The following is a 23,742-nucleotide window of genomic DNA, read 5'->3' as shown; positions in this document are numbered from 1 at the left end:
GATTTGTTCGTTCATTCTTGTTCTTCTAGTGCACCGTCTCAGAACGCGACTTAGGAAGACGGGGTTTTCCGTAGTGGTGCGGTTTGGTAAGTTCGTCTAGGTAGCGGTTGGTCACTATCGATTCGTCCGGCGGAGCAGTATCTGTGTCATAGACCATCTAACGCATGCTACCCATAGACACGGTTGGACATAAAAGTTCCCCCCATACCCAGGGAGATGCACAGACAAGACTCTCAGTAATCACAGAGCGAAGATTCCAGCGTTATATACTCGAACCGATCTATTGGACAATTTTAGTAAGTCTCATCCTCTACCGCATTCGAGATAGCGTCGAACCCACCGATATAGGCTACTGCGCTGCCTTTCTCCCGTATCGATACTGCGAGAACAGCGGAAGTCAGAGCTAACTGTTGGTCTCGAGTTTGTGGGTAATCTCGCTCCACGTGTACTCGCGTTCGGACCAGGGATCGTTTCAGTGTTGTTTTCGCAGAGGTCAGTAGCCAGTCAGGATAGACGACATGTCGTGTGACGAGTCGCATCCCGGATCTGGTGAACCATCGTCTGCGCCTTGTGCCGACGAGTCAATGGCACAGTAGTACCGTCGCTACGCTAATTTTACGTCGAATAGTCCGCGCCCACTGTGATTTCCGGTCCTCGTCGGTAGTATCGGCCGAGACGATACAGATCTATCAGACGAGTTCTATCGATTCTGAATTCGTCTCCGTTGATGCCTACTGCTCCAAACTGGGACCTGCTCCCGTCTCGGCGCCCAACGAATCCGGCGCGAAGATTCCATTGCTGAACTCGAACAGTTCCTCCCATGCTTGTTTCTCGATCTCGATGCCTTCCTTGATCAACGTCCGTCCCTTTTCACCTATTTCCGATGAGCGGTACACAGACGTAAGCGCATCCGCCTGTTGGTCTACAAACCGATCCGCGACTCGTTGGATTTCCGTCGAGCTTTGGGGATGATTCGGATCGATGCAAATCGTGAAAAACCCACGTTCACTGCTATCGACACTCTCCGGGTTCGGTTCCATCGCGTCCTCCAGCAGTTGCTTCAGCGTAGCCGCGTCCGTGGCAGACCGACCGCTACCCTCGCCCGGCTCGAAGAAGGCCTGTACCAGCGGGCAGTGTCGCTGTCGATATAGACCGCTATCGATGACGTCCACAAGCTTCGCATAGCTCGACGATCGCCCGTTCAGATTCATCTCCGCGAGGAGTGGCTGTGAGCACCTGGGCACCCCGATGAAACTCCTCGACCCGTCAGGACACGCAGCCAGAACGATGGCTACCATTCCGCGGTTCGCTGCGTGGTACGCTGTGTGTCCGATCGTTGGGAAGCTGTGATCTGCCTCCGGAATGGAAGCGTACGTGATCCCGATTCCTTCCTGCTCGGCCTGCGAGCAACTGAAGTCCAGCGCCGCCGTGCTCGAGACGATACTCGGCTGATCACCGCTGTCGACAATCGAGAAGACTGACGTTTGATCCTCGAGGGATAACTTCGACGGATCCAGCGTCGGGGATTCCTCGATAATCCGGTGAAGCGTGGTGAGACCGCAGTCCTTGTAGACCTCCGTCCACCAGATCGATTTGGCGTTCGCCTTCGAAGCCCCGTTCGACAGTCCCGCGGACGCGAGACATCGATCCGCCAACTGGAATACCTCTCGAGAGCTCAACTTCATTGCGTCACCTCCGATTTTTTCATCAGTTCCGGCCTCGGGGGATACAGCCAGTACGAACTCTTGCCGTCTCGAAGGTCCTCGGGTAATGGTGCACCTTGGAAGAAGGTCCCTTTCACCCATCCCTTGTTCGCCGGATGAGTCTTCTGGATCCCCCAGAAGGACTTGACCAGTGCGACCAGGTGGAGTGGGACGAAGTCGGTGTCCAGGGGATTTCCTCGGATCTCTGCGTACGGGAGCCCATGCACGGACTGAATTCGTTCGACGATATACCGATACTCGGGGTATTCGAACAATACGTCGGCAACCGTGTCCGCTCCGTCGAACGACCGAAGCTCATTTTCGAGTTGTTGCACTTGGAATGCGATATCAACGGGGAGCGCGTATTCTTCGGCCTCGCTCTCACCTTTCTTCCCCAACCGCGGCTCCTCACCGTTGACGGACCGATACCAGAAGTTCTCGTTCGCACCCGGAGCTGACATGTCGATGTCGAGCGTCCACCGGTAATCCGAGGTGACGATCGATCGCAGACGAGAGACGGTCATTCCGGGCCGAATATCGGTCTTCTGCGAGGTTATAAGTGCGGACTTCAGTCCCTCGTACACGTCCGGATGGATATCCATCAACAGGGAGTACAGGACCTCCTCGATCTCCGGCTCGAAGTTGTCTTCAGTCCAACTGGTGATATCCGTCCACGTCGAGATTTCGTTCGCCCGTTCGATTCGCTTTCTGACGCTGTTCAGACCGTCGGCGATTCGGGCCTTCGAGAGAAAGAACTCCTTGGAGTCGCTCTCGCCTTCCGTGAACCACACTTCCGCTCTGTGCAGAATCTCTACGAGTTTCCGGATGTCGTCGTCCGTCGGTTCGACCGTCTTGACTCGCGCAACGGCGACCTCTCTGGCACGGAGCCACGTATGAATGAGCTTGGGGTGGTTCATCGCGAAAAGTGCGACACCCATCCCCGACGAGTTCCCCGTCCCGAGGTACTTCCGAATGCTGTAATCCAGTGTAGCCGCGTCGTCGTCGTGCTCCTTCGCGATGGCGTCCGCCAAATCGTAGCCGAAAATACGCCACATGTACGCAGCGAACATCTGTGCGAGATACGGCTCGTTGAGCGGATGATCTTGCTCGAAGGCCTCGAACACCTTCGTCCCGTTCAGCCCGTTCCCGTAGTAGCCGGAAGACCGGATCAGATATCCGCCCTTCGCCAGGAAATCGATATCGGGTTGGCGGCCGTCCACCAACGACTCGACGATGTGATCGAAGAACCGGGAGCTACGATTCCCTCGCGTCCAGATCAGCACGTCCTCAGGGGTGGCGCGCCCCTTCCGTACGCTCGGTAGCTCCTCGAACTGCCAGTCGATGAACTCTTCGGTCGGGTTTCCCTCGCAGAGGAACCCCCACATGTCCCAGGTGTCCGCGGTGATCCGATCCGTTTTTTCCTCTTCACTGATCTTCTGGGAAAAGATCGGGAACGAAAACTCATGCGATGGCGTCGTAATGCTATATCGAGCCCTCCCGTTTCCTTCTTCGTCGACAGATATCTCGCGGAGGTCGATCTCCCACTGTTCGTCCACCATCCGTCTCGTCAAAATACGCGTAAAACTGAGGGGCGTCTGTTGGAGAGCACTCAGCCGTTCGGGCTGCATCAGATCCGATGGATCCCGCAACGAGTCCATCTGGTACGATTGATTGTCTCGAGCCATCGAATATGGGTATGAGACAGGGTACCTAATAGTTTTTGCTTAGGATAACTGGACCGCTCAGTCGACCATCGTGGACCGCGAACTGCCGAAGCGCTGCCCACGACGACGCGCGTTTAAGTACCCTACGTCGACCGCCATCAGAATGGAATTCGCTGATACCGAACGTACGTTTCCGTGAAGAGTTGCGCCACGCTATGTCCCGATCTGTTCATCGAAGGCGAACGCATCCATGTGAATTGGTCACATTGTTCCTCGAGGGGTTCGAACTCCGATCCGGATCCGAACGGACGGTTCAGTACGGCCTCTCGCATAGAATTACAATAGTATGTTTGTAATACCAATTTACGACAGTATGGTTGTAATTCTCCGCAGAGTGCGAAGTTCGCTGAGACCGAATTATTCTCCCGTGGCAGTGTTAATTGTGCGCGTTTTCCCTCAGAATCCCTATTTTCACCTTCTGAACAGTGATTGAGACGGGCACACCGCTGCAATCCAGTTCCGGCACGATTTGTGTTCGCTCTCAGCGAACTGAGTGATCGTCCGCACTCGATAGTAGCAAAATTAAAATATTTTTCCTATCAATTTAGTACCTCCGTAGGGAGAAAGTACTGAGCTGTCGACCGGCGATAGTACGACCACTAACACGCTGAACTAGCAGCGCTACTCGCACGGTGTCGAATTCGACAGGAGGATGTGCAGTAAAAGTAGACGGGAAAGCGTTCGCCGACACCGAAGCGATAACGGAGTGGATAGAATCCACGGAACGATCTGGTTGACAGAGAGAGTCCGGCAAAATGTGCAGTCCGCAGTCACCTGACGACGATACCTCCACGGATTCCGTGAAGCGAAACGGCGAGTACCGTCTCGGCTTCACGTTCTTCGACTAGTCAGTACAGATGTGCGAAACGTCTCAAGCGTTCCGCGAGTTGATAGTAGTCGGCGAAATCACCGCGGGGACGGACCGACGACGTAGCTGACGAATCACAGGGGTCCGTCGATCGGTGACGTTGTGGACACACATCGGCCAATTCGGGCAACGATGATACTTACGCATCTGCCGGATAACCGGTGAATTCGATCGCAACAGGATATCCGCTCACGATTCTCGAGCGAGACTCGTCTCTCGTCTCGGTGATGCAGTCACCGATCGGATCGACAGCCACGCAGTGGTTCGCCGTGCGACGGCGGAAGACGATTTGCGACGGAGAATCCTGCCGACGGGAATAGACGTGCTGGTAGCACGGAAACTGATCGAGAAGGTCGTTTCGAACACCGTGAGCGACTCAGGCGTCACCGCGCCCCAGAACATCTGTCACGAAATCGTACCACGAACGATCTCTGTGTCGTGATGTCGGAAAATACGCCGAGCGTAGTACCCTTTCGGTCAGTTCCAGAGTTCGCTTCGGATTGCCAGAACCAGCTTACGTATCCATGTTGAAGGGGTCGGACACTTCCCCGTCGAGATCCATCCAGACGCTCTTCGTCTGGAGGTATTCGTCGAGGCCCTCTTTGCCCTGTTCCCTCCCGAGACCGCTGGCCTTGTACCCGCCGAGGGGAGCGCGATAGGACATCACGCGATATTCGTTTATAACGACCGTCCCCGCTTCGATCCCGTCGGCCAACCTGTGTGCACGACGCATGTTCTCCGTCCAGACGCCGGCGGCGAGACCGTAGTCGGTGTCGTTCGCCAGCTGGATTGCCTCCTCCTCGTCGGAGAACCTGATGACGGACGCGACGGGGCCAAAAATCTCCTCCTGGGCAACCTGCATTCCGTTATCGACCTCGGTGAGGATCGTCGGCTGAATGAAGAGGTCACCGGGGAGATCGTCCGGCTGTTCACCGCCGAACGCGATCTCGGCCCCCTCCGACGTTCCGATATCGATGTATTTTCGGATCTTGTCCCACTGCTCCGGGAACGCGACCGGCCCCATCTCGGTTTCGCGGTCGAGCGGATCGCCCAGCTCGATATCGTTCGCACGGGTGACGAATCGATCGACGAATTCGTCGTAGATCTCGTCGGCCACCAGGACGCGCGAGCCCGCCACGCACGTCTGCCCAGTTGCAGCGAAGATTCCCTTAATGACGCCGTTGACGGCGTTATCCAGATTGGCGTCCGGAAAGACGACGTTCGGGCTCTTCCCTCCGAGCTCGAGTGAGACGGGAATGAGCTTTTCGCCGGTGGCTTTCCCGATCTGTCGACCGACCGCTGTGCTTCCCGTGAACGAGAGCTTGTCGACGTCGTCGTGGTCGGTCAACGCCTGTCCCGCGGCCGCGGCGCCCGGAACGACGTTGTATACGCCCTCCGGAAGATCCGTCTCCTCGTAGATGAGTTCGGCAAACCGAAGGGCGCTGACGGGCGTGTGCTCGCTGGGTTTGTGAACGAACGTGTTCCCCGCGGCGAGCGCGGGTGCGAGCTTCAGCGTCAGCAACAGGAGGGGGGAGTTCCAGGGCGTGATCGCCCCCACGACACCGTAGGGTTCCTTCTGAGTGTAGTTGAACATCTCACCGCCTTTGTTCTCGACCGGAATAACGGTCCCCTCGAGCGTGTCACAGAGGCTCCCGTGGTACCGGTACCACTCGCTCAGATTCTCGATCTGTCCCTCCATCTCGCGGATCAGCTTCCCGTTCTGGAGAGTTTCCAGTTGCCCTAATTCCTCGTAGTGTTCGTCGAGAACATCGGCTATTTGGTAAAGGATTTCCCGCCGCTTGCTCGGGAGGGTATCCTTCCATCCGTTTTCGTACGCTCGGCGCGCCGCCCCGACAGCATCGTCTATGTCGTCTTCTCCGGCCTGGGGAACGGTAGCCCACTGTTCGCCGGTGTATGGAAAGGACACTGCTATTCGATCGTCAGTGGCGGGTTCTCGGTAGTCGCCATCGATTATCACGTCGTAATGCGTCTCGCTATCCAGCACTGTTTGCGCGTCGACCATGTGGTTGAGTCTCACCTCCACACGTTTAACGATACCGGTGAACCACGTTTCAGCATACTCACTGTCTCGCTCAATCCGAATGTGTCGGTGATTTTCGGGGCCATACAGCCAAGACTGCGAGCAGGGCCCGTAGTTCACTCGCGTATGGGATACGGGGCGCGAGTGAATCATGTTCTGGCCGCCACGTATGCCAATGCATCTACACATCCGATAGTATTTTATGTATCTGTACACAATTTCAAATTGGAATGAATCAAGCACTCAGTGGTATTCTTTCGCCAGTGTTAACACCGATTGAAGATGGTTCCGTGGCGATCGAACGTGTCTCCGATTCAGTCGAATTCACGCAAGCGTGTGGTTGTCATGGACTTATCGCTGCGGGAACCGGCGTTCAAGAGACGGTATCGCTAACGGTCGACGAACGGAAAGAACTCGTCTCGGCAACGATCGAAGCGACCGACGACAGGCCTGTTCTGGTCGGCATTTCCCATCCGTCACAGCATGTTGCCACCGAACTCGCAACGCATGCGGAGGCTGCTAATGCGGATGGTATCCTCGCGATGCCCCCGTGGGGGCTCACCCCAGACGACGATGCTGTGGTGTCGTACTATGAGTCTATCACCGAGTCGACGGACCTCCCAATCCTCCTCTATAACAACCCGACAGTGACCGTAGACCTTTCCACCGAAACGATGCGGCGCATTGCGCGCCTCGAGAACGTGGAGTACGTGAAAGAAACGTCTCGTAACTGGAAGAAACTCGCGTGGCTCATCGAACACGTTGACAACGCCGGACTGGCATCAGTGTTCGGTACGATGGATGTTCTCCTGCCCGTAATGGAAGCAGGCGGTCACGGTGCAGTGATTCCAGCACCCGCGAGTACGCCAGCGATGAGAGTCTATGAAGCATTCCAGAACGGAGACAGGGAAGCTGCTGGAGAAGCCCAGCGCGCGTTCGTTGATTTCCCTCCCGACGAAGTGAACACCAGCCTGATGCCCGCGGTCAAGGCCGCTGCGAACCTCTCTGGCGTCCCGCTCGGGCCACCTCGGTCGCCCTACCAGCCAGTTTCAGACGAGGGACGGACAGCGATACAGCAATGGCTCGAACGTGAGGACGTCCCATTGCTAGAGTAAGGGTATCTCCGGCCGGCGGGACATCGCTCTCCTAATTATCTTTTCCTAACGGACGTTCTTTTATCACGTAACCTATCGTCGATGGCGGCTATAGTAGAATCTGGAAGTCTTTGTAGTGGCACCCGCCGAAGATTGGCGTGTCTCGTTGTCTCTCGAAGATCTGATGAGAGGAGTGAGTAGACACTTCTGGAGATTACTATAGTTTTGAATCTCTGAATCAGTTTTGACGGTTGAGACTATCTTATTAAATTACTTCATGAGTGACTAAATTAACCTTCATCCACTGAGGGCCTGTTTGATTTTTATTATATAATTTAGGTACTAAATATCAATTGTGGTTATCCTTCGTCACCTTCGTAGACTCTGAGAATCAGTGGGGATCAAGGTCTTCTTGAACCTGTTCGGAAATACCTAACTGTGCATTGTAAATTTAGTTAAAAAATTGCTACAAAAGAGTCATTAGCCGTAGTTTCTTTGGGAGACAATGGCCACGGCTCTATTTCGATGGGAGATATTATCGTTCGTAGATACCGAACAACTTCACATAATATTATGTAGTGATATGTGGAAATGAGTTAGGCTTTAGTAGGCCAATGTTGATTATGAAGGCGTGTCAGGTAATAACACACGAAGGACCGTGAAAACGGCCGATACGCTCTTTGACATCATTGAAAAAGTGCAGAAATTAGACGGATGTACCGTTACTGAGCTGGCGAATAACCTCGATATTGCGAAAAGTACAGCTCACACGTACTTGTCGACCCTAGAACAAAAGGAGTACATTACGAAAGACGGGAACACGTATAACCTGAGTCTCAAGTTTCTCGACCACGGAATGCATACACTGACGAATCATAAAGTAGCGTCGGCATCTCGCCCATCGCTCAAACAAACGGCGGAAGAGACAGGAGAACTCGTCTGGCTTATCGTCGAAGAACATGGTCGAGCCGTATATTTAGACCGAGCGAAGGGGGATAAAGCGGTCCAAACGAACGGTCGACGGGGACTGCGGACGTACCTCCACGTTCTCGCAGCAGGAAAGGCTATTTTGGCACATATGGATGACAAGGAGATGAGAGAGGTTATCGATCGACATGGACTCCCTGCACAAACTGAAAATACGATAACTAATCGAGAGACATTGTTCAGGGAACTTGAGAGGGCTCGCGAACGAGGATACGCGTACAATAACGCAGAAGAAGTCAACGGCGTCCGTGCGATCGGGGCACCGATCATTCAGAACGGAACGGTATACGGTGGGGTGAGTATTGCCGGTCCAATAGCAAGATTTCAGGACGACGAATATGACCGAAAGATGCGAAAAGCAGTTGAAGAAGTAACGAACACTATCGAACTCGATTTACAGTATTGATAGTTATCTGATTTATTCCTCTCTCCCGCCCATTACTTCGCCCATATTGAAAGCGGAAATTTGTAGCTGGCAACTCATTACGAGTGTTCGGTCATCCTCCCAGTATAAGTCCAACCCCAAAGTCAAATGTGGTATGTCCACAATTGCAGTGGATGTCGGTGGCACACATACCGACCTATACGGATGGCTCAGTGACGAAAAGAGAGTCGTGCAAGAAAAGGTACCAACGACAACCGATGATCCCACAGCTGGGGTGATGAATGCGCTTCAAGTTGCTGGTGTAGATCTCACGTCAGTAGACACGTTCATGCACGGGAGTACAATCGCAACAAACGCAGTAATCGAAGGCGAATATTCAGCGACACCGTTCATTACAACGGAAGGATTCCGAGACCTTATCGAGATCGGCCGGTATCATCGCGAAGAACTATACAACCCATATCAATCAAAGCCGGAACCACTTACGCCTCGTCGACACCGGTTCACGGTAACTGAACGCGTTAACGAAGAAGGCGAAGTCACGGAATCGCTTGATGAGCAAGCTGTGTATGAGCTCGCCGAACGATTCCGGCAAAATGAAGTTCAGAGCGTTGCCGTCGGGTTCATCAACTCGTATTCGAACCCAGAACACGAACAGCGAGTACAGGAGATCATAGAGGAGACCGTCGATGACACCTATGTTGCTATTTCCTCGGAAATAAGCGGAAAACTCGGCTCGGTTCCGCGGTTTAACAGCACGATCATGAATGCAGCCCTTGAGCCGGTGATGTCGGGGTACCTAGACAAACTTAACCGAAAAATTAAGGATGAAGGGTTTAGTGGATCGTTTTACGTCATTCGTTCGGACGGCGGCGTGGCCGGTACCGAGAAAGCGAAACGGCAAGCAGAGACGACCATTCTTTCAGGACCCGCTGCAGGCGTTAAGGGGAGTCAGGCCATCGGCGAAGCAGTTGGGGAATCAAACGTCATCGGAATGGATATGGGCGGTACTTCGACGGACGTCTCATTAATCGAGGACGGTGAGCCACTCGTCACGACAGAGTACGAGGTCAAATTCGATATTCCGTTAGTGAAGCCGATGCTCGATGTGACCACCATCGGGTCCGGCGGCGGTAGTATCGCATGGATCGACGAGGGCGGCTCGCTTCGAGTTGGCCCACAGAGTGCCGGGGCCGAGCCTGGACCGGTCTGTTACGGCATGGGCGGTACCGAACCAACGATTACCGATGCCCATCTTGTGCTCGGACGACTCGATCCTGAGACGGTTCTCGGAGGGAAACGGTCTCTGGACAGAGACGCGGCCCATAACGCAATCAAGCGTCTCGCCGATCGCCTCGATATGAACGCTCTCGAGGCTGCCGAGGGGATTCTGAAGATCGCAAACGAGAACACAGCCGCTGCAGTTCGTGAAACGACGATAGAGCGGGGACAGGATCCGCGCGAGTACTACCTCATCGGATTCGGTGGCGCCGGTCCGATGCACGCTGCCGAGGTCGCGGAGAGCCTAGACGTGTCTTCCGTTGTCGTTCCGAGCGCGTCAGGGGTCCTCTCAGCAGTAGGGGGAACAATGATGAATATCCAGCACAACAATGACAAGACTTTCTACAAACCCGTCAAAGCAACCACTCCATCCGAATTAGAGACCGAGTTCCAGGAACTGGAACGGGATATCCACGCGATATTCGAAGAGGAGGGGATCGCCTCTGCGGACGTAGAGCTGGAACGGATTGCTGAAATGCGATATGTCGGTCAAACGTACGAGGTTGATGTTCCCGTATCTGACGAGAGTCTTGACGAGGGAACTATCGACCGATTGTCATCAGAGTTCCACAGGAGACACGAACAGGAGTACGGAATCGCGTCGGATCAGTTCCCAGTTACGTTCGCAAATTTACGCGTCGTCGGGAGCCAGTCAACGGCTACCCAGGAGTTTCAGGGTCCGAGTAGTACGGAAACCGATTCGGCAGATGGCGGAACGCGCGAGGTGTATTTCGATGGTGAGTGGCAAGAGACATCGATTTATCTCCGGGAGGGCCTTGATCCAGGAACGGAGTTTGAGGGTCCGGCTATAGTGGAAGGCGACCATTCGACGATAACCATTAATCCGACGATGAGCGCCTCGATCGACGAACACGAGAACGTGATTATTGACACTCAAAATTAAAGAGGTACTTAATAATGTCCCAACAAACCCAAAGCGAAAACGAGATCGACGCAGTGACCTTCGAAGTACTCCGAAGCGGATACGAGCATACTGCAGACCGGATGAGTACGGTGCTCCAGCGGACGGCGTTCTCGCCGATCATCTACGACATGGTAGATTTCTCCAACGCGATTTTCACCCCCAACGTTGATCTCGTCGGGCAAACAGCGAACTGTCCGATCCATCTCGCGGCCATGCACTTCAGCGCGGAAGCGTCACTCGAAGAATTTGGAGTCGATGAACTAGGGGAAGACGACATCGTCCTTCTCAACGATCCGTACAATGGCGGTACCCATATCAACGATGTTACTTGGACACAGCCGATATACGATAGTTCGGATGAACTCCTCGGATTCGGCGTCAGCCGCGGCCACTGGACGGATCTTGGAGGCGGTGGACCGGGCGGACAGTCATGGGGCACCCATATCGCTGAAGAGGGACTTCGAATTCCGCCATCGAAAATCGTCGAAAACGGCGAACTGAACAAGACCCTCCTCGAAATTCTGAAAAGCAATACTCGATCCCCTCAGTACATTGAGGGGGACGTCCAAGCACATCGAGCGGCGCTGACGGCCGCCAAAGACGAACTCCATCGGCTTGAGCGGAAGTACGGCGCCGATACGGTGAGACAGGGAATGAGCGATGTCCTGGACTACACCGAGGAACGAACGCGAGAAGCGATCCGCGAAATACCTGATGGTCGGTACAATGCTCGCGATTACGGGGATTGCGATGGGATAACCGAAGACTCGATCTATCTCGACGTAACCCTCATCGTTGACGATGATGAGATTACTGTTGATTTCGAAGGTACTGACGATGCCGTTGCCGGGTCAGTTAATTCTCCAAAGGCAAATACGTACTCGGCGGTCTACTACGCATTAAAGTTCTTCACCGATCCCGATGCACCGGCTAATGCTGGAATGTACAGACCGATCGAAATCGAACTTCCCGAAGGGTCTTGGGTGAATCCGGACTGGCCGCGACCCGTGATCGGCTGTACGACGTTCGCGGCGTCGAAAATCTGTGCAGTCATCTGGCAAGCTCTCGCGGATGCGATCCCGGAAGAAATCGTTGCCCCGACGTATTCCGAGTGTAACTGGTTTACCGTCCAGCAGGAAGATCCGGAGACTGACGACGCGTACGTGTGGTCTGATCTCCCGCCTGGCGGATGGGGCGGAACACCGTCTGGAGATGGAATGGAGACGACGGCGGATCCGCTCGGCAACTGTATGGATCTTCCTGTCGAACGGTCCGAATTACTCTTCCCGGTCACTGTGGACCGCCGGGAATTCATTTCCGATTCTGGAGGTGATGGTGAGTATCGAGGCGGACTGGGACTCCGAGAGACGTTTACCTTCCACGGATACGCGGAACTCAGTGTCGAAACGAGCAGGACGAAAGAGGGAACTCCCGGAGTCAACGGCGGTCAATCAGGTGGATTAGGTCGGCTGATCAAAAACTACGGAAGCGATGACGAAGAAGTAATCGGCGGCTGGAAGACGGACTCTGATGAGTGGGAGATGTGTCTGATCGGGAGCGAACCGTTCCAGCCTGGTGAATCGTTCACTATCGAAACACAGGGCGGCGGTGGGTGGGGTGATCCGGCCAAACGCGATCCTGAAGCGGTTCGAGAGGATGTGCGTGACGGGAAGGTCAGCCGCGAAACCGCCGCTGAAATATACGATGTCGATATTGACGGCGAGTAATCATGCCAGAGCGTGATGTGATCGTGATCGGCGGTGGTGTTGCTGGCATGAGCTGCGCCTATCACCTCGCTGCTGCTGGAGTTGAGGACGTCATGGTACTCGAAAAGGATCAACCAGCGAGCAAAGCGAGCGGACGAGCGGCTGGGTTTATTACCCCTGATCAATTCCTGAGTACCGGTACGCACCCCGAGGAGCATCGATACATACTCGAGTTCTGGAAGGACATGGCTCGGGATTCAAAAATCGACCCTCACTACGGTGATGCGTACACGTTCGCTCGCAATAATGAATCGGTATCGTATCTCGAGGAGTTGCACGAGCGAACAGAGATAGACTCACGACTCCTCAATAGCGACGAAATCAGCGAGCAAATTCCAGATCTCATTACTGATAACATCGAGCTGGGATTCACGTTCGAAAACGGATTTTCGATCGATCCGTACACTGCAACAGTCACTGTAATGGAGAAGGCGACCGCTCTCGGAACGGAGGTTCGAACTGAACCGGTCACATCGATCACTCCGCTATCACAAGACGAGACTCGTATTACGACGCCTGAACGAACATACACTGCATCGGTGGTGATAGTGGCCGCGGGCGCATGGAGTAAATCTCTGACACGGGATATTGATATTTCACTACCATTGAAACCACGGATCAGTCAGATCATCACGCTGGATCCCAAATCCGAAGTTGACCTTCCACTGATTAACGATCCCGATCTACTCCTCTATTATCGGAGGGAAGCGAATGGAGAAGTGCTAATCGGCGGTGGAACAGGGAAGACAGAGATTGCTCCGTCAACGTTTGATTCGTCGGTTCGTGAAGAGTTCTTGCATGAGGTAGCTGAAAAAGCCCCACAGATTTCCGAAAAGCTCAGAGAGGCTGACGTGACTGGAAAATGGGCCGGGCTCTGTTCAGCAACTCCCGATCGACATCCTCTAATCGGAAAGATCCATTCTGATGGAATTTACGCATGCTGTGGTTTTAATGGCGAAGGAATCATGTATAGCGCTGTTGCCGGACAGCTGATTACTGACCTCGTTACCGAGACGAAATCGGAATTCAACGTCAAAACGTTCGACCCTGACCGATTCTCCTCACCGAAGTCCGACTTCGAGATACGGAGTGCTATCGAGTGGTGAACTACCCCTAAAAAGTGTCTGAAATTCTATGGTAACACGTGTCGCGGCGGTATCGGATGAGGAAGGTGTGTCACCGGACCGGATTCCCGCACTCACGTTTACGAACAACGCCGCCGGCTCCATGCGAGAGAGACTCAACGCGAAACTCGGTACCGCCGGGTACGACATCGATGCATACACGTACCACTCGATCTGTAACGGTTGCTGACCGACTACGCGTACGAAGCCAGGATTACTTCGGATTTCGACGTCGTCAGTGAGGCCGAGAAGTACGCGATCGTGCTGGATGTCTTAGATGATATGAGTACCGGTGGGTGAAGCCCAACGTCTACGGCTCCGACTCGTATCGAAGCGATGCCGCGTCCAAACTCCTCTCGTTCATCGGGACGGTTTTGCAAGAATGTGCTCTGTATTCAGCACGCCACTATTGACAGTTATTAAAGGGATAGTCAGGCACTAAGGCCACGCCTTCGTCTCTACTTACCGGGTCGCGGAAGCATCATACATAGCCTGAACAGCGACACGCCGGACAAAGTCGTTATTGATCGCGCCAACGTCAGCCAGCAGGTGATTAAGCAGTACTACGAACGGAGTACGGAGCGCGAAAAGATGGAGCAAAAGGAATACTTAGACAGCCTCCAGTCTAACTTTATCGATTCCGTTAGCTTGATCTGCATATTTAAGTTGGTTCTCAACACATATATGTGATTTTTGTCGGTTGCTGCTTTGTCCTATCCTCTTCCGACAACGGTGTGAAAATAGCGTGACATCGAGAAGCGGTTATTGTTAGAGCTTCGGGAGAAAGAGACTAGTAGAAGGAATATATGTTAACAGAAGGCAATGTTCAGATAAGCTGATTCCATGCGAAGGCGAATGATCGAAGCCAGTCATCGGCTGTCTCTGCTTTGGCGTTGCGAAAGCAGTTTGAAAACGAAGAGGTTCGATGTTTTACCTCACGAAAGATACGTTCGACACTGTTCCGATTTCCATGGCGTTCGTATCTGAAATCGAGGCTATGCCGCGAGCCGGCGTCTTTTAGCGAGTGTGAGCCATCGATGAGAAACACAGCGTCGTCGACGTCGTGTTTCTCGCGTAGTTCGGCAAAGAACGCGTGAGAAATAACCTTATTTGTCGTCGGTTCAAGCTTTGTATGGAGCAATTTGTTTGCCCCGGTATCGACAGCGGCGTACAGCCAATATTGCTCATCATTGAGTCGAATCACCGTCTCATCGACCGCAACGTGATCCGGACTGCAGCCATCTTCGGGCTGTAGATCGGCTTTGTAAACCCAATTATGAACAGTTGATCGAGCGCGTTTGACGCCAAATATATAAAGAACAGATACAGTATTTGAAAGCGATAGTCCAGCAAGGTGCAACTGAATACTGAGCTTCATCAGAAATCGTGGTGTCGCTTCTCGTTCAACAAAGTCTAAGTCGATCTGGCCGATACAACCGTTGAGGCTAGTGTTTTCCAACATGGACACTCAGAAAACGCTACACCTCACCTTTCAATCTTTATCTGAACACCGCCCCGAGTCCGATCGGACGGTTACGTCGCCATCGATCGACGTTCGAGTGGCGAACGCGTAATCGCTTCGCGGGAGAACGTTCCGTACGCGTGACGCTATCCTGACGACCGGTATCGAAGCGTTGAGTATGCGTCGACGGCTTTGCCGGAACGATGACCGACTCTCAATTCGAGGAACTTCGAGCACAGGCCGCCGATGCGGTCGCTGAGGACGACCTCGTCTCGGTGTATACCGGACTCGTCCACGACGACGGCTGACACGAGTACTACTTCGGAAACGACACCGAAGAGGCGACGGAACTCCGGGAGACGGCCGCCATCCACCTCGGCATGATGCTCCGCGTTCTCGCCGACCGGTCTCACAGTTCCGTCGACGAGATCACCGACCTCGCGGTCGAGTGCGCCGAAGAGATGGAGCTTCGGTAACCGTCGAGCGGACGACCGCGGAGCGGCTTTAGTTTTTCGAACCGAACGAGAGTGGTACTGACGAACGCCTTCTGACTCGTCGTGATAGGTAGCGCGTGAAAAGTGAGCGCCAGTTCACAGCAACATTGGTCGGTATATGAACCCTCAAGAACTCTGACGAGGACTTCAGCCTATGGAAGCGACTAATCCAGCGACGAATGAGTGGATAGATTCGTACGAGGAGGATACCGCTAGCGATGCTGAGACCGCTATCTCACAGGCCACTGTCGCATTCGAGGAGTGGCGAAAGACGCCGCTGCGCAAACGTCAAGAACTTCTCGCCAACGCGGGCAATGTACTTCGGGATCGAAAGCGCGAACTGGGGGAACTGATGACGCGCGAGATGGGGAAACCGATTGCGCAGGCGGTCAAAGAGATCGAGAAATGTGCGTGGACCTGTGACCACTATGCCGAGTTCTCGAGCGCGTATCTCTCTGAGGACGGTCACCCAAGCCCACCTGGAACGACGGTGAAGACTCGGTACGATCCACTCGGTCCTGTTCTTGCGGTCATGCCCTGGAACTATCCCTTCTGGCAGGTGTTCCGATTCGCCGCGCCGAGCCTCACTGCCGGCAACGTAGGGTTGCTCAAACACGCCTCAAACGTCCCTGGATGCGCGTTGGCAATCGAGGAAGTCTTTCGCGAGGCGGGCTACCCAGAAGACGTCTTCCAATCTCTCCTCATTTCGTCGGATCTCGTAGACGACGTACTAGAGGATAACCGCGTTCGAGCCGCGACGCTCACTGGCAGTGGTCCGGCAGGCCGAGCGGTCGCGTCCACCGCCGGAGAGAATCTTAAGAAAACAGTCCTAGAGCTCGGCGGAAGCGATCCCTTCGTCGTCCTTGATGACGCTGATCTCGACGCTGCAGCTGAAACCGGTGCTTGGGCTCGAAACATGAACGGCGGCCAGTCATGTATCGCAGCAAAGCGATTCATCGTCCATGACGCGGTCTACGAAGCGTTCCTCGACAAATTCGTGTCTGAAGTGGAGTCGCTCACTGTCGATGATCCGATGGATGAAGACACCGACGTGGGACCTCAGGCCAGTCAGAGTTTGATGGAAGAACTCCATGAGCAAGTTGAGGCGAGCGTCGACGCGGGCGCGACACTACTCACAGGTGGCGCACCGCTAGATCGTGATGGCGCGTTCTATCCTCCGACAATCCTAACCGACGTTCCCGCTGGGTGCCCGGCTGACAGCGAGGAACTGTTCGGTCCCGTTGCGTCGGTGTTCAGAATCGAAAGCGAGCAGGCTGCCATCGAGAAAGCTAACGAGAGTCGTTTCGGTCTTGGGGCCTCAATCTGGACCGAAGACCGAGACCGCGGCGAGCGAGTCGCCGCGAACATCGACGCCGGTTGCACGTACATCAACCAGCTTACGAAATCAGACCCGCGCGTTCCGTTCGGTGGCATAAAGGACTCCGGGTACGGCCGCGAACTCTCAGAAGCTGGCATCAAGGAGTTTGTAAACAGTAAGACTGTCTGGATAGAATAATGGCCATATAGAAGAGAATCTATATTGATTGGGTGAATCACCTACCCTACTCACGCACTTCGCTCGCTCCTTGAAGGAAGGACATGCTCGCCTCATTCTGGTAAATTGTCCATGTCATATCCTGCCGTCTTTGGTAAGATCAGCGCAGACTGCTCCTGCTATCGATGTCGTTTTGGAGCGTTTGATCGATAGGTGGTCGGAGTGTCTGGAACAGCTGCTACCACCAATAATTCCGACTGGACCTTCGCCGCTCGTTAGGACTCTGGTTCAGCGAAGGTCAGCATTCGCTTTGGGTTCTCTATCAGTATCTGTTCGACATCCGCCTCTGTGATTCCAAATTCGCGACCGGGTTCGTTGATCAGTAGCAGCGGAACCACGTCGTTGAGGATGTGGAAATACCCTCTTCCACCGTACTTGGCTAACTGGGCTTTTCGATGTCTGTCGTGGGAAAAGAGGAGATTGGACGCATATCCGTCGTTCACGAGTTCCGTGATCCACTCGGCCCGGTGGAGATTCGACGGGCGCGCATAGTCGCGGTCGATCCAGTCGACAGTGAAGTGCTCCTCCATGCCCCATTCGTCGTACTCAATGAACGCGCCGCGCTCAGCGAGTTCCTTCTGGTACTTCAGTCCGGTCCCCTCGAAGAAGGCCCGATCCATGTGATCGATCACAACGCGTTCAGCCGGTAGCCCCTCGTCCTCAAGAATGTCCAGAATTTCTAGCCCCCACCTCGACGAGGGGTACGTTCCGTCGCGTCGGTGGCTCTTCCCGTTCGGATGCACAGTGACCGATGCACCCGTCTCGAGAGCGGCTCTCGCGCCAGCTCGCAATACCTTCTCTTCGTCCTCGTTGATCTCCCCCGACACGCCGAGTTCGCCGATAATCCCTGCTCTGACGTCTGACGAGCCGATCCCATTTCGAATGTCGTCGACGAATTCTGCCTGTACCTCATCGATATTTTTTTCCGCCATCTCTGGTGGATGACTGGCCTCCGTGTAGTATGCGGTCCCGTGGACGACGTTCACACCGGTCTCTCGCATCACGGCCCGTACTGCGTCCGGATCACGTCCAAAGTGCTTCGGCGTGACGTCGACGATGGCGTCGCCGCCACGTCGATAATACTTCGACACCTCCTCGACGGCGTCATCAAGCGAGTCGAGAAACAATTGATCAGGAGCCATGTGGAATCCACCGCCCTGCTGAGCGAACCATCGGTTCTCGAGGGAGAGTTGTTCCTTCGACCGTTTTCTGTTTACCGGAGATTCAAAACGGATCTTGTCCGACGTGACCGAGAGGTCGGAGAACAGGTGTTCGTGCGTTATTGTCACGCCGAGCGCATCGGGGTCTATTCGACCGTCTACAGTGACGATACTGCCAGCGTCTGAGCCCATGACTGATCGATATTCAACGATATACGTTAATCTACTGGTGTTGGACCTATTGATATGCAAAGTCCTAGCTTTCTCGGGGACGAGGAGGTTATCCAGGAGAGTCTGTTGGAGAGAGGAAACAGCGTGAGGTATCGAAATGCCACGCTGGGACGGGAATGATCTAGCTGCCATCGATGATAGGTTACGTGATGAAAGAACGTCTGCTATGAGAAGGTGATTAGAAGAGCGACGTCCCCGCCAGCCGAAGATACCCTTACTCTAGCGATGGGACGTCCTCACGTTCGAGCCATTGCTGTATCGCTGTCTGCCCCTCGTCTGAAACTGGCTGATAGGGCGGACGAGGTGGCCCGAGCGGGACGCCAGAGAGGTTCGCAGCGGCCTTGACCGCGGGCATCAGGCTGGTGTTCACCTCGTCGGGAGGGAAATCAACGAACGCGCGCTGGGCTTCTCCAGCAGCTTCCCTGTCTCCGTTCTGGAATGCTTCATAGACTCTCATCGCTGGCGTACTCGCGGGTGCTGGAATCACTGCACCGTGACCGCCTGCTTCCATTACGGGCAGGAGAACATCCATCGTACCGAACACTGATGCCAGTCCGGCGTTGTCAACGTGTTCGATGAGCCACGCGAGTTTCTTCCAGTTACGAGACGTTTCTTTCACGTACTCCACGTTCTCGAGGCGCGCAATGCGCCGCATCGTTTCGGTGGAAAGGTCTACGGTCACTGTCGGGTTGTTATAGAGGAGGATTGGGAGATCTGTCGCTTCGACGAGGGATTCATAGTAGGATATCACAGCATCGTTACCTGGCGAAAGTCCCCAGGGAGGCATTGCGAGGATGCCGTCCGCTCCGGCGGTCTCCGCGTACGCAGCAAGTTCGAGGGTAATGTGTGTGGACGGGTGAGAAACCCCGGCCAAAACGGGACGCTCGTCGGCTGCTTTGATCGCCCCTGAGATAATCTTTTTCCGTTCGTCGACCGTTAATGATACCGTCTCTTGAACGCCAGTTCCCGCAGCGATAAGTCCATGACAACCGCATGCTTGTGTGAATTTGACTGACTCAGAAATGATTTCGGTCGCTACGGACCCGTCTTTGATTGGCGTTAATACTGGTGCGAAGATACCACTAAATGCTTGCTCCATTCCAATTTGACATTGTACCCAGAATTATAAAATACTACCGGATAACCCAGTATGTGGGTATGACTGAGATTCGGGTATATTTGAGAAATGCAGGAGATTCCTTCGTTTGTACTGTACGGCGTTTCCCTCTCCTCGGTACTGTATCGGTAGTTCGAGCTGGTTCCTATGCCAATGTGGCGCAGCCTGTTGCGGGTGTCTGCACGCATCTGCGATCCGGACTCTCGTGGCACAATCAATGTTATGTTCTAAGGTAACCTCGAAGCACTATCAACTCTACTCGGATCGCCACATACACACGTTCAAAACCATGGCGTTGCGTTGATCGATATAGACTCGTGTAACACCCTCCATCTAAACTGTTCGGTACACTGACCGTCGAATCCCACTGCGGGGTCCAGAGAATTGGAGAGTTTCGCCGGGGACAAAGAGTATTGACGACTAGTCGCTTTGAGACACCCTCCGTTCAGAGGGCGTCCGGCCACTAATTCATCACCGACTGTTCAACTACGCCGATCACGTACACAACGCCCGGTTGGACAGCAGGCTTACGGTCGGTGCTTAATGGTCGAACTCTTCTTCTCGGCTATTTAGTGCCGATTTAACTCTACTGCCTACTCTCGCACATGGCAGCGCGAGTTCTGCCAACTTATGCTGACCGCCACAATCTCCATCCTTAAATAAGCCATCTAACAGTGTTCCTATGATGTACGCGGTTCAATAAAGCAGACGTATTTAAATATCTACTCATAGTGTATTTTAAGTACTCAGGCCCGTATCTCGAGGTATGTCCGACGAAAAACGAACGGGCCGTCGCTTGCAGTCCGTCGAGACTTCACTGCGAATCTTTGACCTCATTGAAGAGATGGGCGGGGCAAGAACTACTGAGTTAGCAAATCAACTGGATATGGCTCAAAGCACCGTCTCGAGTCACCTGAGCACCCTGAATCAGAACGATTATCTTGTCAAGGAGGGCGACGTATACCACCTCGGGCTGAAGTTTCTTGAGAAAGGTGGCTACGTGAGCCATCGAAAAGAGGGCTATGTGTTGGCAAGAGATAAAGTCAAGGAGCTTGCAGAAAAAACGAATGAACGGGCACAGCTCATCGTTGAAGAGCGCGGTCATGGAATTTACATCTGGACCGAGACGGGTTCAAACGCCGTCCAAATGGACGCGAGAATCGGGAAGCGTAAGAGCCTCCATGCGAGTGCTGCTGGGAAGTCAATCCTCGCTCACCTTCCGGAACCACGGCGCGAGGAAATCCTTGACCAGCAGGGGCTTCCGCAGAAGACGCCGAACACGATTACTGATCAGGATGAGCTGGCGTCGGAACTGGAATCAATACGTGAGCAAGGATACAGTTATAACCGTGGTGAGAGGGAGAGTGGTTTGGCTGCGGCAGGAGTGCCAGTCATCGAACCATCTGGCCTTGTGCTGGGCGCTTTCAGCGTCTCGGGACCGATGAATCGGCTACGAGGGGAGAAACTGGAGCAGGAAATTCCACAGTTGCTACTTGGCGTTGCCAACGAACTCGAATTGAATCTGAAATATTGACCGTTCGCCTATCTTCACTCTCAACATCTACTACCACGATTATCAACTAGTACCATACGATCTAACCGACAATTGATGTCGTCAACGCGGTGATATCCGTCGACACTGCAGACGCTGTCATCCCAATTGTTTGCACCATCATATAATAATTATTGTATTAATTCTATTAATTAATAGAGAGATTAGACACGTGATGAAGGCCAGATGCCACGAAGGTCACCAATGGTTCCCCTGACGCATTTGATATCAATTTTGAATTGTCCGTGCCAGTGGTCAACAGTGAGTCGTCGATACGGATCTAAGAAGACACTAGATGAGGACCTCTCCCCGCTGGTAACCGATGGATTTCCACACTTCTAATAATATTCGTACCAGGTGAAGGACTGCGGGTATCAGAGGTTAATACATTTTATCCATCTATCGGCTGTGGTGAATCGCCATACTGCGGTTGATTTCACTGTTTAATGGCACGCTTGATGTTGTAGACGACACACATTAGGACGATATCACGGAACTCTCAATCCAGGATCGCGCACGCACGGCGTCGCCGAGCGTGCGCTTGATCACCGAGAAGACGGTTTCAGACAGCGCTCTCTGGCCGTAGAGAGTCCCATTGATCCGCGTATTATGCGCGTGATCGATGAGGCGGAATTCACGATGTTTGATCAGCGGCCATACGCCTTCTTCCCTCAGTTCATCGCGTAATTGCTGCCAATCGTAGCCTTTGTCGGCAGCGAGGCTGTACAACTCGCCCGCGTTGCGGCAGGCGAGTTGCCAGCCGAGCTGGGTGTCGTGACGTTTCTCGGTCGTACAGTGAACATCAAGAATAGCCTGCGTCTCTGTATCGACGAGAGCGGTCGTTTTGAGCGTCTGAACGCGGTAATTCGTACGACGATAGTAGTGTTTGCTGGCGCTTTCTCGGTCAAAAAATGTTGCGTCCATCGCGGCATAACCAGATGGCTCGTGCACCTATGGAAACGCTGCTACCCGCACAAACCACCGTGTCGAGAAAATAATTGTGCCGTCCCAGTGTCTTCTGCTTCCATAGCCGACAGGCGGTCGGTATCTTGTAGCGGTGCGGTCGCTGGCTGACAAGAGCAGTCACTCATGGAGGGCCTTGGCCGGCCACTGAGGGCCGCCTGCTATAGTAATCTCCAGAAGTGTCTACTCACTCCTCTCATCAGATCTTCGAGAGACAACGAGACACGCCAATCTTCGGCGGGTGCCACTACAAAGACTTCCAGATTCTACTATAGGCGGCCCTCAGATCTCTCAGCTATGCACTCACGCCAGGTGGATCATATACTTCACCTCGGTCAAGCATGTGGTAGATCGACACCAACATCTTCCGAGTTGTTGCCACGATCGCTTTCTGTGAGTTCTTCCGGCTTGCTAGCCGCTTGTAGAAGCGGATTAGATACTTGTCGTTGGATGTATGCACTGCAGTATGAGCTGCTTGGACGAGCAGCCACCGAACCCGACTTGATCCCCATTTCGAGATACTTCCGTCGATCCGCGAGTCCCCTGACTCGCGGATCACGGGATTCAATCCGACATAATTGACAACCTCTTTGTCACCATCGAATCGGCCCATCTCTCCTAACTCCGCATAGATTGTAAGCGCTGTATAGTAGCTTACACCAGGAATGGTCATCAGGAGTTGGGTTTCTTTCAGAGACCCAGCGTATTCTTCAATCTCCGCATCAAACTCTCGAATTTCTTCGCTAAGCGTCTCGATTATTTTGAGAGATGACTCCAACAACGTGTCCCACAGTGCTGGGAGCGAGAGTCCCTGCAGGAACTCTCGCCCCACCACGTTGAGTGGCTTCACATCCTTCGTGATGCCATGATCGGAGAGGAGTCCATGGATCTTGTTGGCGTACTTAGTGCGATTTTCGATCAACGTCTGTCGCCCGCGCACAAGTGCGCGGGCTTCCCTGATCGCGTCGGTTGGAACATAGCATTCCGGCACTGAGTTCAACCGGACCATCCGCGCTAGTTCTCTCGCATCAACGCGATCGGTTTTCTTGTCGGAGTTAGCAATCTGTTTCAATTTCTGCAGATGAGTAACAGTCACGTCCAAATGCTCCGATAGCGTATCGTTGATGTGGTAGTAATTGCTGGTCGCTTCGAGCGCGGCTTGAGTACCAGCATACCGCTGAGCGAGATCGTCGAAGTTCGCGTTTTCGACGCGAACCTCTTCGGCAATCTCACCAGCATCGTTCATTACTGCCACCTGTGCGTACCGTTTGTGGATGTCAATTCCGAGGTACATGGTTTGTTCACCCGGG

14 protein-coding genes and 3 pseudogenes are annotated in these 23,742 nt (G+C 53.7%); 9 read left to right on the top strand and 8 right to left on the bottom strand.

Annotated features, from left to right (window positions below):
* Positions 1-731 precede the first annotated feature (731 nt).
* The 3 genes from FEJ81_RS20725 to FEJ81_RS20715 all read right to left on the bottom strand — a co-directional run bounded on the left by FEJ81_RS20725 (position 732) and on the right by FEJ81_RS20715 (position 6,318).
* Entirely contained in the window at positions 732-1,685 is a 954-nt protein-coding gene (locus FEJ81_RS20725) for a hypothetical protein (protein WP_138247111.1), read from the bottom strand.
* Positions 1,682-3,262, bottom strand: coding sequence for a hypothetical protein (locus FEJ81_RS20720; protein ID WP_229504816.1), 1,581 nt, complete (start codon positions 3,260-3,262; stop codon positions 1,682-1,684). Before FEJ81_RS20720 ends, FEJ81_RS20725 begins: the two co-directional genes overlap by 4 nt.
* A 1,547-nt stretch (positions 3,263-4,809) precedes the next feature.
* Positions 4,810-6,318 (bottom strand): aldehyde dehydrogenase, encoded by a 1,509-nt coding sequence (locus FEJ81_RS20715; protein ID WP_138247109.1) that lies wholly within the window; start codon positions 6,316-6,318, stop codon positions 4,810-4,812.
* Positions 6,319-6,566: 248 nt separating this feature from the next.
* Here FEJ81_RS20715 and FEJ81_RS20710 point away from each other — a divergent pair, with 248 nt between their 5' ends.
* From FEJ81_RS20710 to FEJ81_RS20685, 6 genes and pseudogenes are all read left to right on the top strand, one after another.
* On the top strand, positions 6,567-7,451 hold the full coding sequence (locus FEJ81_RS20710; protein ID WP_138247108.1) for a dihydrodipicolinate synthase family protein: 885 nt from the start codon (positions 6,567-6,569) through the stop codon (positions 7,449-7,451).
* Between the two features lie 610 nt (positions 7,452-8,061).
* Positions 8,062-8,823 (top strand): IclR family transcriptional regulator, encoded by a 762-nt coding sequence (locus FEJ81_RS20705; RefSeq protein WP_138247107.1) that lies wholly within the window; start codon positions 8,062-8,064, stop codon positions 8,821-8,823.
* A gap of 133 nt (positions 8,824-8,956) precedes the next feature.
* Positions 8,957-10,987 carry a hydantoinase/oxoprolinase family protein gene (locus FEJ81_RS20700; protein WP_138247106.1) on the top strand — a complete coding sequence of 677 codons (2,031 nt, stop codon included), beginning with the start codon at positions 8,957-8,959 and terminating at the stop codon, positions 10,985-10,987.
* Between the two features lie 14 nt (positions 10,988-11,001).
* Positions 11,002-12,735 (top strand): hydantoinase B/oxoprolinase family protein, encoded by a 1,734-nt coding sequence (locus tag FEJ81_RS20695; RefSeq protein WP_138247105.1) that lies wholly within the window; start codon positions 11,002-11,004, stop codon positions 12,733-12,735.
* Between the two features lie 2 nt (positions 12,736-12,737).
* Positions 12,738-13,880: an NAD(P)/FAD-dependent oxidoreductase gene (locus FEJ81_RS20690; protein WP_138247104.1), complete on the top strand. Its 1,143-nt coding sequence runs from the start codon at positions 12,738-12,740 to the stop codon at positions 13,878-13,880.
* 52 nt (positions 13,881-13,932) lie between these two features.
* Positions 13,933-14,272: pseudogene (locus FEJ81_RS20685) on the top strand (UvrD-helicase domain-containing protein); the annotation flags it as partial.
* 452 nt (positions 14,273-14,724) lie between these two features.
* Here FEJ81_RS20685 and FEJ81_RS20680 read toward each other — a convergent pair.
* Complete coding sequence (locus FEJ81_RS20680; RefSeq protein ID WP_138247103.1) at positions 14,725-15,360, bottom strand: IS6 family transposase; 636 nt, start codon at positions 15,358-15,360, stop codon at positions 14,725-14,727.
* A 203-nt stretch (positions 15,361-15,563) separates the two neighbouring features.
* On the opposite strand from FEJ81_RS20680, the pseudogene FEJ81_RS20675 reads away from it, so the two are divergent.
* Both FEJ81_RS20675 and FEJ81_RS20670 read left to right on the top strand, forming a co-directional pair.
* Positions 15,564-15,836: pseudogene (locus tag FEJ81_RS20675) on the top strand (hypothetical protein).
* Positions 15,837-16,008: 172 nt separating this feature from the next.
* Positions 16,009-17,370 carry an NAD-dependent succinate-semialdehyde dehydrogenase gene (locus FEJ81_RS20670; protein WP_138247102.1) on the top strand — a complete coding sequence of 454 codons (1,362 nt, stop codon included), beginning with the start codon at positions 16,009-16,011 and terminating at the stop codon, positions 17,368-17,370.
* Positions 17,371-17,624: 254 nt separating this feature from the next.
* On the opposite strand, the gene FEJ81_RS20665 is transcribed toward FEJ81_RS20670, so the two are convergent.
* On the bottom strand, positions 17,625-18,761 hold the full coding sequence (locus FEJ81_RS20665; RefSeq protein WP_175416517.1) for a phosphotriesterase family protein: 1,137 nt from the start codon (positions 18,759-18,761) through the stop codon (positions 17,625-17,627).
* A gap of 253 nt (positions 18,762-19,014) precedes the next feature.
* A complete protein-coding gene (locus FEJ81_RS20660; RefSeq protein ID WP_138247100.1) occupies positions 19,015-19,899 on the bottom strand; it encodes a dihydrodipicolinate synthase family protein in 885 nt (294 codons plus the stop codon).
* A 784-nt stretch (positions 19,900-20,683) separates the two neighbouring features.
* Between FEJ81_RS20660 and FEJ81_RS20655 the strand changes: the two genes are divergently transcribed.
* On the top strand, positions 20,684-21,451 hold the full coding sequence (locus FEJ81_RS20655) for an IclR family transcriptional regulator (protein WP_138247099.1): 768 nt from the start codon (positions 20,684-20,686) through the stop codon (positions 21,449-21,451).
* Positions 21,452-21,905: 454 nt separating this feature from the next.
* On the opposite strand, the pseudogene FEJ81_RS20650 reads toward FEJ81_RS20655, so the two are convergent.
* Positions 21,906-22,420 (bottom strand): annotated as a pseudogene (locus tag FEJ81_RS20650) (IS5 family transposase); the annotation flags it as partial.
* Between the two features lie 307 nt (positions 22,421-22,727).
* Positions 22,728-23,726 carry an IS110 family RNA-guided transposase gene (locus tag FEJ81_RS20645; RefSeq protein WP_138247098.1) on the bottom strand — a complete coding sequence of 333 codons (999 nt, stop codon included), beginning with the start codon at positions 23,724-23,726 and terminating at the stop codon, positions 22,728-22,730.
* Between the last annotated feature and the right edge of the window lie 16 nt (positions 23,727-23,742).

The organism is Natrinema versiforme (genome assembly GCF_005576615.1).
In the GTDB taxonomy this organism is placed as follows: Archaea; Halobacteriota; Halobacteria; order Halobacteriales; family Natrialbaceae; genus Natrinema; species Natrinema versiforme_A.
The sequence above is the reverse complement of the archived record's forward strand: the minus strand, read 5'-3'. Positions and strand labels throughout refer to the sequence as shown.